The sequence below is a fragment of the Hydrogenophilus hirschii genome, from assembly GCF_054656675.1.
This window is the reverse complement of the sequence record NZ_BAAHXQ010000001.1, coordinates 1299696-1310611: the sequence shown is the minus strand read 5'-3', so window position 1 is coordinate 1310611 and position 10916 is coordinate 1299696. Positions and strand designations below refer to the sequence as shown.

The following is a 10916-nucleotide window of genomic DNA, read 5'->3' as shown; positions in this document are numbered from 1 at the left end:
TATAACGAGCCGCAACCGCGTTACAACCACCCTTTGCGCTTGAAGTAAAGGTAGGGTGCGATTCCCGAAATCACCATCATCAGGAGCGCCAGAGGATAGCCTAGCTCCCAATGCAGTTCTGGCATGTGATCGAAGTTCATGCCGTAGATGCTGGCAACGAGCGTGGGCGGCAGGAAAACCACCGCAGCGATCGAGAAGATTTTGATGATCTGGTTTTGCTGGATGTTGATGAACCCCTGCGCGGAGTCCATGAGAAAGTTGACTTTTTCGAAGACGAAGGTGGTGTGGCTCATCAGGGTTTCGATGTCGCGCATCGTTTCGCGGCAGTTTTCTTGCAGTTCTGGGTTGCTGTTTTTGAGTTGCCGCAGGAGGTAACCCAGCGCCCGCTGGGTATCCATTAGACAGAGCCGGATCCGTCCGTTGCTGTTTTCGATTTTGGCCAAGCGGTCGATCGCTTCTTCCAAGTCGGCATTCTCTTCTTCGAGCACCATCACGCTGACGTCCTCGAGCCGTCGGTGAAGGTCTTCGATGGTGTCGGCCAGGTTCTCGACTTTTTGTTCGAGAATGGTCACAAGCAGCGTCATCGGGTCGCTGGCTGGGATTTGTCCATGCCGGGCGCGCATGCGCAGCAGACGAAAGTCAGCAAGCTCTTCTTCGCGAAAGGTGATCAACCGCTGCGGTTGCAAAATGAATGCGACCGTTGAGGTGATGTGCCGTCCTTCTTCCTGGGCAAGGAACAGCGAGTGGATGTGCAGCCCTTGTTGGTCTTCGAAGAAGCGGGCTGAGGCTTCGATCTCTTCGACGTCGTCGACGTCGGGCAGTTCGGCGTTGATGATGCGCTCGATCTGAGCGCGCTCTTCCGGGGTTGGGTCGATCGCGTCGATCCAAAGGGCGCGGTTGAGCGAATCGGGACGCTCGGACGCGTTTTCCGAAAGGCGGAGTTCGCTGAGACAGCCGTTCTTGCTGGTGAATGCGCGGAGCATGTGGTGTGACCCTGACCTATTTTGCGGCTATTATAGTGTATGTCATTGACGAAACCGTGACGGAGGGTGAGATGAAGCAGCGGCCGGTCCGTTTTTCCCGCTATTTGTCGCTGCGGCTTTTTGCCGTGGCGCTCTTGACCGCGCTGCTGGCGGGGGTTGGACTACTGGTATTGGTGGTCGCGCCGCTTCTGGTGGAACGGGCAAATGCGCTTTTTGCCGCCCGGACCGCTGCGGTGGAACAACAGATGCGCGCGTCGTTCGCCCCCTTGACGACGCTGTTGCGGGTGGCGCCCCCAGCGCATTTTGGGCCAAAGCCGTATGACGGGCTCGACCGTTTCATCGCTCGCGCCCGGACGGTCATCGAAACCGTTCCGATCGTGACTTCCATGGTTGCGGGAAACGAGGCGGGGGTGGGGTGGCTCTATCTGGCGGTACCGGAGTTGCCCCCTCTGGTTCGGTTGACCGACCGGACGGAGTGGGGGGATCGGCACCGTTTTCTGTTCCTCGACGAGCAAGGGAAAACGGTCCGAGAGGAAATGCGTTACCTGCCTTATGATCCCCGGGATCGCGCGTGGTATCGGTTGGCACAAGAACATCCAGGTCAGGTGGTATGGACGGAGCCGTACCGCTTTTTCACGACCAAGGAGACTGGGGTAACGGCGTCGATCGGGTGGCGGGATGACCGCGCCGGTTTTGCTGCAATGGGGTTCGACGTCCGGTTGGTCGAGTGGCAGCAGGTAGCGAGGGATGCCGCCGCACAGCTGGCAGGGCGGGTTGTGATCAGCGACGGCGCGGGTCGGGTGATCGCCGATTCGCAAGGGATTGCCATGGCATCTGAAGCCGGTGAGAATGACGTGTTGCCGCAATTGCCACTGGCACAATCCCCATGGTCTGAGCTGTTGCGCCATTTTGGGAAGGCCACGCTCTTTTTCGACACCGGTACGTGGTGGGTGGGTACGGTTCACGCTTTGACGTTTCCTGGGTTGGCGTGGCAGGTGTGGTTGTTTACGCCACTTACGCATGTGATCCCCGATTGGTACCTCTGGGCTGGCGGTTGGCTTTTGGTGGTGGCGTTCAGTTTTTTGTTGGCACGGGTGTTGAGCGTGCGTTGGGCCAAGCGGTTGGCAAAGCCGCTTCAGACGTTGGCTGCTGCGGCAGAGGCGATCGGCAAACAGCAGTTCGATACTGCGGTGCCGCGTCAGCAAGCCGTTTGGGAACTTTATCTTTTGGCGCAAGCGCTCGACGGGCTGCGACGGCGGTTGCGGGTGGCAGTGGGGCGGTTGGAAAAGCAACGCGAGGTTCAGCATCAGCAAATAGCCGCGCTCAACGCGTTGGAAGAGCGGCTCTCGTACGTAGGGCTACATGACCCGGTCACGGATCTTCCCAACCGTCGTCTTTTCGTGGAATCGCTCAAGCAAGCAGTACTGCGCGCGGCACGGCAGCGGACACGGCTCGCGGTGCTTTTCATCGATTTCGACCATTTCAAGACGTTGAACGACACCCATGGGCATGAGGCGGGTGATCGCTTCTTGATCGAGATGGCGGCGCGTTTGAAAACGTCGCTGCGACGCAGTGACCTCGCTGCGCGCTTGGGGGGCGATGAGTTCGCGGTGCTGCTCGACGGTGTAGGGGAAGAGGAAGCGATCAGAGTGGCGCAAACACTGCTTAGCCACCTCTCTGAACCGGTGGCGTTGGGAGCTGTCTCGTGGCACGCCAGTGCCAGTATTGGGGTGGCGTGCTTTCCGGAGCACGGCAGCGACCCGCAAGCGTTGCTGCGCGCTGCCGACCTGGCGATGTACTGGGCCAAAGAAACCGGGCGTGGGCGGGTGGTGTGCTATGCACCGGAAAAAGACGAAGCGTTTCATGCGCAAGAGTGGATCCGAAGCGCACTCAATGGTGCGGAGGCGCGTGGGGAGCTCTCTTTGTGGTGGCAGCCACAGATCGCGTTGGCGACTGGAGCGGTGGCGGGCGCGGAGGTGCTGCTGCGTTGGCACCATCCTGAAAAGGGGTTGGTTTCCCCCGCGCAATTCATTCCTGTGGCGGAGGCGAGTGGGTTGATGATCCCTATCGGGCATTGGGTGCTGGAGCAAGCGTTGCAGGAGTGGCGCAGTCTGCTGGCAGAAGGGGTGGCACCGCCACGCGTTGCAGTGAACGTTTCCGTGATTCAGTTGGCGCGGGCCGATTTTGCCACGATGGTCAAGGAGGTGCTGGAGCGCTTCGATGTCCCGCCGTCGGCGCTGGAACTCGAACTGACCGAGTCGATGATGGCAGATATGCCCGTAGCGCGCACGCGATTGGCCGAGTTGGAAGCGCTTGGGGTGCGGTTGGCGATCGACGATTTCGGAACAGGCTATTCGTCGTTGGCCTATCTGAGCGCGCTGCCGTTCGACCTGTTGAAGATCGACGCGATGTTCGTTCAGGCGATCGGTTCGAGCTATGCTCGAAACTGGTGTACGGAGTGATTGAAAAGGGCGGCGTACTCTGCTGAAATCGGTTTTACCGAACTGATGAACAGCAAAGGAGCACGCCACCATGAGTAAAGATAACATCGTTTCTTTGTTGATGCCAGGGGGTATCGAGGACTCGTTGACGGAGTTGCTGCGCAATGGCGCCAGGCGACTGATTCAGCAAGCGATCGAGGCGGAGCTGGCCGAGATGCTGGCAAAGTATGAGGGGCAGACAGACGAACAGGGGCGCCGTGCGGTGGTTCGCAATGGTTATCTGCCGGAGCGGGAAATTCTGACCGGCGTAGGACCGGTAACGGTGAAGGTGCCGAAGGTGCGCAGCCGTGGGAAGGAATCGGTGGTATTTCGCTCCTCACTGGTGCCGCCGTATGTGCGCAAAGCCCGTCGGGTGGAGGCCGCTCTGCCGTGGCTCTACCTGAAGGGCATCTCGACCGGCCAGATGAAAGAGGCCCTGGAGGTGCTCGTCGGCCCCGAGGCAAAAGGGCTGTCTGCTTCGGTGATTGGCCGCCTGAAACGGGAGTGGGAAGCGGAATATACCGAATGGTGCCAGCGGGACATGAGAGGGGTGCGCTGGGTTTATTGGTGGGCAGACGCCATCTACAGCGGCCTGAGGGCCGAGGGCCAGAAGCTGTGCGCCCTGGTGATCATCGGCGTCAACGAATGGGGCGAGAAACATTTTCTGACCATCGAGGATGGCATTCGGGAATCGACCCAGAGCTGGCGGGAGGTGCTGCTGGGGCTGAAGCAGCGCGGCCTTGATGTGCCGCCGAAACTGGCAGTAGGCGACGGCGCCTTGGGCTTCTGGGCGGCGCTCGAGGAAGTGTATCCCGAAACCCGTCACCAGCGCTGCTGGGTGCACAAGACGGCCAACGTACTGAACTACCTGCCCAAAGCCGTTCAGCCCAAGGTCAAGAAAGCCTTGCAGGAGATCTGGATGGCCGAAGACCGGGCATCAGCCCACAAGGCCTTCGACCATTTCGTTGCGACATACCAAGCCAAATACGCGAAGGCGGTGACCTGCCTGGAAAAGGACCGGGAGGCCCTTCTGGCCTTCTACGACTTTCCGGCCGAACACTGGGTGCATATTCGCACGACCAATCCCATTGAGTCGGCCTTTGCCACGATTCGCCACCGGAGTGACCAGGCCAAAGGCTGCGTGAGCCGAAACACCCTGCTGGCAACGTTGTACAAACTGGGAATGAGCGCACAGAAACGCTGGCGGCGGATACGAGGGTTCAACTACCTTGCCAAGGTTGTCGAAGGAGTAAAGTTCAGGGACGGAGTGGAAGTCAATGACAAACGCGAAACCGACGAAAGCAGGAACGCCGCCTGATCAGGTCATACACCAGATTTGACTATAGCTCGATCGGTTCGTCGTCCGCTGCCGATGCGCTGGTCGAAAGCTTCGTGCGGATCGCGAAAGCGCTTCAGATGGATACCGTCGCCGAAGGGGTGGAGCAGGAGGAGCAAGCTGAATTTTTGCGGCGCAACGGAGTTGCTTTTGCTCAGGGCTATTTCTTTGCCCGTCCAATGCCGTTTTCGGCTTTTCGTGATTGGATGTTGCGGCGCACAAGTTCTGTTAATCGCTCTTGAATTTTTTCTTATCACGTCGTAAGCTTTGTGCCACGCGATAGCCATTTGACGCGTTCACACCAAAGAAGGAGACTTGCATGTGGAAGGTTCTGGCGATTGACCCGGTGAAATGCACCGGTTGTCTGCAGTGCGAGATGGCTTGTTCGATCGAAAACTACGGCGTGATCGCAACGAGCAAATCCCGCATCAAGGTGTTCAATTTCGAGCACGAAGGCAGAAAAGTCCCTTATACCTGTACCCAATGTGCCGAAGCGTGGTGTCTGCACGCGTGCCCGGTCGATGCGATCCGTCTGGACCAAGGCACGGGGGCCAAGGTGGTCGACGAAGGGACCTGCGTGGGATGTAAAGTGTGTACGATCGCGTGTCCGTTTGGCACGATCAATTACGTGCAGGAGACCGGCAAGGTGCAGAAGTGCGACCTCTGCGGCGGAGATCCGGCGTGCGCCGCGGCGTGTCCTACCGGCGCGATCACCTATGTGGAGGCCGACTGGGCGGGGTTGAACAAAATGCAACAATGGGCAGCGAAAACCGCCGCTGCGGTGTTGGCGTAAGGAGGAGGGTGCGATGGGTTACGCAAACCGCATTTTGCGCGTCAATCTGACGACGGGGACCTGCCAAGCCGAACCGCTCAACGAAAAGTGGGCGCAGTTGTACCTGGGGTCGCGGGGGTTGGCAAGCCGGTATCTGGTGGCAGAGGTCGATCCAAAGGTCGATCCGCTCTCGCCCGAAAACAAATTGATCTTTGCTACCGGGCCCCTCACGGGGACGATTGCCTCGACCGGTGGGCGCTACACGGTGGTGACGAAAGGGCCGCTTACGGGCGCGATCGCCTGTTCCAACTCCGGGGGATTTTTCGGCGCCGAGCTGAAATTTGCCGGTTGGGACATGATCATTTTCGAAGGGCGTGCCGAAAAACCGGTCTATCTCTACGTGGAGGACGACCAGGCCGAACTGCGGGACGCCTCCGAACTGTGGGGCAAAAGCGTCTGGGAGACCGAGGAGTGGATCAAGACGAAACACCAAGATCCGCTGATTCGCGTCTCTTCGATTGGCCGTGCTGGGGAGAATCAGGTGCTCTTTTCGTGCATCGTCAATGACCTGCACCGCGCGGCCGGGCGTTCCGGCGTGGGCGCGGTGATGGGTTCGAAGCACCTCAAAGCGGTGGCGGTGCGGGGGACCAAAGGGGTCAAGGTCAAAGACCTCAAACGGTTCCTCGAGGCAACGAACGCCGCAAAGCAAGTGCTGGCGACCAACCCGGTGACCAGCCAAGGGCTGCCGAAATATGGCACCCAGGTGTTGATGAACGTGATCAACGAAGTGGGGGCGTTGCCCACACGCAACATGCGCGAAGTACAGTTCGAAGGGGCCGATGCGATCTCAGGCGAAGCGATGCACCGCCCGCGGCCCAGCGACGGTAAACCGCAACTGGTGACCAACGCGGCATGCTTCGGGTGCACGATCGCGTGTGGACGGATTTCGAAGATCGACAAAAACCACTTCACGGTGAAAAACAGCCCGAAATATTGGGGGGCGTCCGGAGGTTTGGAATACGAAGCAGCCTGGGCACTGGGGGCCGACACGGGGGTCGATGACCTCGAAGCGTTGCAGTATGCGAACCTCTTGTGTAATGAACAGGGGATGGATCCGATCTCGTTCGGTTCGACCGTTGCGGCGGTGATGGAGCTCTATGAGCGCGGCGTGCTCACCGCGGAACAGATCGGTTTTCCGGCACCGTTCGGTTCGGCGGAAGCGCTTGCGAAATTGGCCGAACTGACCGCGAACGGCGAAGGGTTCGGTCGCGACGTCGGGCTGGGTTCGAAGCGGCTCTGTGAGAAGTATGGCCACCCGGAACTCTCGATGACGGTCAAAGGGCAGGAGTTTCCGGCGTACGACCCGCGGGGGATCCAAGGGATGGGGTTGGCCTACGCAACCAGCAACCGCGGCGCGTGCCATCTGCGTGGCTATACCGTGGCGTCGGAAATCCTGGGTATTCCGGAGAAGACCGACCCGCTTACCACGGAAGGGAAACCGGAGCTGGTGAAGGCGTTCCAGGATGCCACCGGTGCGTTCGATTCCGCTGGGATCTGCGTGTTTACCAGTTTCGCCTGGACGGTTGCCGACATCGCGCCGCAGCTCGACGCGGCGATTCCGGGAGAATGGACACCAGAACGGCTGCTTGAAGTGGGCGAGCGGGTCTGGAACCTGGAGCGGTGGTTCAACACGCGAGCTGGCTTTTCCGCAAAGGACGACACGCTGCCGAAACGGCTGCTCGAAGAGCCGGCCGCGACTGGCCCCGCGAAAGGGATGGTGAACCGCTTGGGCGAGATGCTGCCGAAATACTACGAAGTGCGCGGCTGGACCGCAGACGGTGTGCCGATGCCGGAAACGTTGGCCCGTTTGGGTGTCGACGTGTGAACGGGGTCTTAGCGTAAACACCGATGGGGCTGTTGCGGGCATGCGACAGCCCTTTTTGCTGGGAGGAGTTGTGTGATGCGTCATCTGATTTTGGGTAATGGCCCGGCAGGGGTTGTCGCTGCGGAGACGCTACGCCGGTATGCGCCGGAAGATGAGATCTTGCTCTATGGTTGTGAGGGGGAGCCGCCCTATTCGCGGATGGCGATCCCGTACCTTCTGGAAGGGAACATCGACGAGCGTGGAACGTATCTGCGCAAACAAGAGGGGTATTTCGCGGCGCAGCGCATTACGCTGCGTGAGGGACGGGCGGTGGCGGTGGACACGGCCGCACGTACGGTGCTTTTCGCGGACGGACATCGCGAGCATTTCGACCGCTTGTTGGTGGCTACGGGTTCTTCGCCGATTCTGCCGCCGATTCCCGGGATCGATCTGCCCGGGGTGACTCCGTGCTGGACTTTGGCCCATGCGCGCGCGATTGCCGAGCGTTTGCAGCCGGGGGCACGGGTGGTGCAGATGGGCGCTGGTTTTATCGGTTCGATCCTGTTGGAAGCATTCGTCAAAGCGGGTGCAAAGCTCACGATCGTCGAACTCGGTGATCGGATGGTGCCGCGGATGATGACGCCCGTGGCGGGAAACCTGATTCGCCGCTGGGTCGAGGAAAAAGGGGTGCAGGTGTTTACCGAAACGCGCATCGACGCCATTGCGCTGGGTGCGGGGCAGGGTAACGACACCGCTGCGGGACCGGACGGCGCACCGCTATTGGTGCAGCTGTCGAACGGCGAACGGTTGCCAGCTGACATGGTGATCGTGGCGGCTGGGGTCAAGCCGAACGTGGCGTTCCTGGAAGGAACACCGGTGCATGTCGCAAGCGGCGTGCTCGTCAATGAGCGCATGGAAAGCGCAGGGGCTGGGATCTTTGCCGCCGGCGACTGCGCCGAGGCACCCGACCTGTTCACGGGTCAGCACTTGGTTGCTGCGATTCAACCCAACGCGGTGGATCAGGCACGGGTCGCTGCGGTCAATATGGCCGGAGGGCACGCTACCCTCAAAGGGGTGTTGGCGATCAACGTACTCGAAACCTTGGGGCTGGTGTCGACCTCGTTTGGTCAGTGGCAGGGGGTACCAGAGAACCAGGGCGGGAGCGGCGTCGAATGGGTGGACGAAGCGGCGTATCGCTACCTCAGCTTGCAGTTTCAAAAGGACCGGCTGATCGGGGCGACTGCGATCGGTCTTACCGAGCATGTAGGGGTCTTGCGCGGTCTGATCCAAGGGAAGGTAGCGCTTGGGCCGTGGCACGAGCGGTTGTTGGCGAACCCATTGGCGTTCGTCGAAGCCTATCTGGCGCGGGCACAATATTCGGCGTTGTTGGCTGCATAAGGAGGCAGTGTGACCCAGGTGACGTTGAAGCTCTTCGCCTCACTCTCCGATTATTTGCCGGCGGCAGAGCGAGTCGGCAACCGTGTCGTCGTCGAGGTGGCCCCGGATGCGACGGTGGCGCAGTTGCTCGACCGCTTTGCAGTGCCTGCCGAACAGGCCAAATTGGTATTGCGAAACGGCGTCTATCTGGCTCCGGAAGAGCGGGCCACGACGCGGCTGGCCGATGGCGACGAGATCGCGGTCTGGCCGCCGGTGGCGGGCGGGTAGGGCGCGGCATGCCCGAGCAGCATGGGACCGTCTGGGTTCCGCTTCAGGAACGAGAGGTGACCGCAAGCGAGGCTGAGTGGTTGCGCGCGCTTCGCACTGCGGCACCCAATATCGAGGTCGATAGGATGGCCCAAGTTGCCTGGGTCGGGTCGCTTCGCTGGCAGTGGCAGGTGGTGTCCCCGTTGCAGCTGGGCGCGTTGTCGCTCCCCCGACTTCGGGTCACCGTGTTCGCCGCGCAAGAGGCGTTCGCTGCCGCGCAGCAATTGCTGGCAACGCTGGATGCGCGCATGCGGCGCGGCGGAGGGTAAGGGGCGCAGCCGCGCATGAATCACGCGCTCGAGGCGTTGTCGCAAGCACTCACATTGGTCGTGCGCTGGGATGAGACGCTGGCGTCGATCGTCCGGCTTTCGCTCGAAGTAAGCGGCTCGGCGCTCTTTTTTGGCGCGCTGCTCGGGTTGCCGCTCGGCGCGGTACTCGGGGCGACCCAATTTCGCGGGCGTGGGTTGGTGGTTGCGTTGCTGCAAAGCCTTTTGGGGGTGCCCTCTGTCGTTGTCGGCGTGGTGGTCTTTTTGTTGCTTTCCCGCGCTGGCCCGCTGGGGTTCTTGGGATGGCTTTATGATCCAGCGGGTATGGTGGTGGCGCAAACCCTGTTGGTCGCGCCGCTCGTTGCGGCGATTACCCGCCAGGTGGTAGAGGGGGCGCGCGAGCGGTTGGCGGAAGAGCTCACGATGATGCGGTTGGGGTTTGCCGAGCGGCTCTTCGCGCTGATCTACGACTGCCGCTTTTCGTTGCTCTTGGCCCTCTTTTCCGGTTTTGCCCGCGCGGCGAGCGAAGTGGGGGCGGTGATGATCGTCGGCGGCAATATCGAGGGAATGACGCGGGTGATGACCACCGCGATCGCGTTGGAGACGGCGAAGGGGGATTTGACGTTGGCGTTGGCGTTGGGCATCGTGCTGGTAGGGATCGTCGCGACGATTCACCTGGTAACCAGTGGTCTGGAGGCGCTGGCACGGCGGCGCGCCGAGGGGTGAGGGTGGCGGTACTCCCAGTCGATGTACAGGGGGTCTCCTGGCCCAGCGAGGCGCAACCCGTGTTGCGCAACCTCACCTGGCGCATTGCCGGTGACGGGATCACCGCGATCCTGGGGGAAAATGGTGCCGGCAAGAGTTCACTGTTACGGTTGGTGGCTGGACTCATTCGTCCGGCGGTTGGTACGGTGACGTGGCGGGGCGCGACAACACCGCCGGCGGCGATCCGATGGGTGGCGCAGCAGCCGCAATTCTTGCGCGCGTCGGTGGCAACGAACCTCTGGTTCGCGGCGCTGCCGTTGCCGGGGCGCTGGTCGGCAAAGCGGAAACGCATCTCGGCGGTGCTCGAACGGGTGGGATTGGCCGAACGCGCCAACGAGCCCGCGCTGCGGTTGTCGGGTGGCGAGCGGCAGCGGTTGGCGCTGGCACGGGCGTGGTTGGCACAACCCGAGTTGCTCTTGCTGGACGAACCGACGGCGAATCTCGACCCGGGGGCAACAGCGGCGGTTGAGCGACTGATCCAAGAGATGCGCAGCAGCGGGATTCGCATCGTGATGACCACCCACCATCTGGCGCAGGCGGCGCGGTTGAGCGACGAGGTGGTGTTTTTGGCCGACGGAGAGATCTCGGAACAGACGCCAACCCGGCAGTTTTTCGCCGCGCCGAAGAGCGTGGCGGCACGCCGCTTCATTCGCAGCGAAACGCCGTGGTGGTTTCGGTTGCCGGAATGAGGTGTCTTGGTGGTGATTTTGGTTTTATCTGGTCTATGGGAAAGGTGATGAGTTATG

The 10916-nt window shown here is 61.1% G+C and carries 11 protein-coding genes; 10 read left to right on the top strand and 1 reads right to left on the bottom strand.

Going from position 1 to position 10916, the window contains the following annotated elements:
* Positions 1 to 20: 20 nt before the first annotated feature.
* Positions 21 to 983 (bottom strand): magnesium/cobalt transporter CorA, encoded by a 963-nt coding sequence (gene corA / locus ACYQ4Z_RS06390; protein ID WP_219971883.1) that lies wholly within the window; start codon positions 981 to 983, stop codon positions 21 to 23.
* Between the two features lie 71 nt (positions 984 to 1054).
* On the opposite strand from corA, the gene ACYQ4Z_RS06385 reads away from it, so the two are divergent.
* From ACYQ4Z_RS06385 to ACYQ4Z_RS06340, 10 genes are all read left to right on the top strand, one after another.
* Entirely contained in the window at positions 1055 to 3445 is a 2391-nt protein-coding gene (locus ACYQ4Z_RS06385) for a bifunctional diguanylate cyclase/phosphodiesterase (protein WP_459860383.1), read from the top strand.
* Between the two features lie 70 nt (positions 3446 to 3515).
* Positions 3516 to 4781: an IS256 family transposase gene (locus tag ACYQ4Z_RS06380; protein WP_287683922.1), complete on the top strand. Its 1266-nt coding sequence runs from the start codon at positions 3516 to 3518 to the stop codon at positions 4779 to 4781.
* The gene (locus tag ACYQ4Z_RS06375) at positions 4778 to 5041 is read left to right on the top strand and encodes an EAL domain-containing protein (protein WP_459860487.1); all 264 of its coding nucleotides are present in this window, start codon (positions 4778 to 4780) and stop codon (positions 5039 to 5041) included. The genes ACYQ4Z_RS06380 and ACYQ4Z_RS06375 overlap by 4 nt, the downstream gene beginning before the upstream one ends.
* A gap of 77 nt (positions 5042 to 5118) precedes the next feature.
* Positions 5119 to 5592, top strand: coding sequence for a 4Fe-4S dicluster domain-containing protein (locus tag ACYQ4Z_RS06370; RefSeq protein ID WP_217126457.1), 474 nt, complete (start codon positions 5119 to 5121; stop codon positions 5590 to 5592).
* 13 nt (positions 5593 to 5605) lie between these two features.
* Positions 5606 to 7456, top strand: a complete 1851-nt coding sequence (locus ACYQ4Z_RS06365; RefSeq protein ID WP_219971880.1) for an aldehyde ferredoxin oxidoreductase family protein — start codon at positions 5606 to 5608, stop codon at positions 7454 to 7456.
* 75 nt (positions 7457 to 7531) lie between these two features.
* Positions 7532 to 8833: an NAD(P)/FAD-dependent oxidoreductase gene (locus ACYQ4Z_RS06360; RefSeq protein WP_219971879.1), complete on the top strand. Its 1302-nt coding sequence runs from the start codon at positions 7532 to 7534 to the stop codon at positions 8831 to 8833.
* Between the two features lie 9 nt (positions 8834 to 8842).
* Positions 8843 to 9100, top strand: coding sequence for a MoaD/ThiS family protein (locus ACYQ4Z_RS06355; protein WP_119335444.1), 258 nt, complete (start codon positions 8843 to 8845; stop codon positions 9098 to 9100).
* 56 nt (positions 9101 to 9156) lie between these two features.
* The gene (locus tag ACYQ4Z_RS06350) at positions 9157 to 9408 is read left to right on the top strand and encodes a hypothetical protein (RefSeq protein WP_219971877.1); all 252 of its coding nucleotides are present in this window, start codon (positions 9157 to 9159) and stop codon (positions 9406 to 9408) included.
* 15 nt (positions 9409 to 9423) lie between these two features.
* The gene (locus ACYQ4Z_RS06345) at positions 9424 to 10131 is read left to right on the top strand and encodes an ABC transporter permease (protein WP_219971876.1); all 708 of its coding nucleotides are present in this window, start codon (positions 9424 to 9426) and stop codon (positions 10129 to 10131) included.
* A 2-nt stretch (positions 10132 to 10133) separates the two neighbouring features.
* Entirely contained in the window at positions 10134 to 10859 is a 726-nt protein-coding gene (locus tag ACYQ4Z_RS06340; protein WP_219971875.1) for an ATP-binding cassette domain-containing protein, read from the top strand.
* The last annotated feature ends 57 nt before the right edge of the window (positions 10860 to 10916 follow it).

Excerpts from the sequence above, each read along its gene's own strand:
- ACYQ4Z_RS06345 (WP_219971876.1), top strand. The coding sequence starts at position 9,424 with ATGAATCACGCGCTCGAGGCGTTGTCGCAAGCACTCACATTGGTCGTG.
- ACYQ4Z_RS06360 (WP_219971879.1), top strand. The coding sequence starts at position 7,532 with ATGCGTCATCTGATTTTGGGTAATGGCCCGGCAGGGGTTGTCGCTGCG.
- corA (WP_219971883.1), bottom strand. The coding sequence starts at position 983 with ATGCTCCGCGCATTCACCAGCAAGAACGGCTGTCTCAGCGAACTCCGC.
- ACYQ4Z_RS06365 (WP_219971880.1), top strand. The coding sequence starts at position 5,606 with ATGGGTTACGCAAACCGCATTTTGCGCGTCAATCTGACGACGGGGACC.
- ACYQ4Z_RS06380 (WP_287683922.1), top strand. The coding sequence starts at position 3,516 with ATGAGTAAAGATAACATCGTTTCTTTGTTGATGCCAGGGGGTATCGAG.
- ACYQ4Z_RS06370 (WP_217126457.1), top strand. The coding sequence starts at position 5,119 with ATGTGGAAGGTTCTGGCGATTGACCCGGTGAAATGCACCGGTTGTCTG.
- ACYQ4Z_RS06385 (WP_459860383.1), top strand. The coding sequence starts at position 1,055 with ATGAAGCAGCGGCCGGTCCGTTTTTCCCGCTATTTGTCGCTGCGGCTT.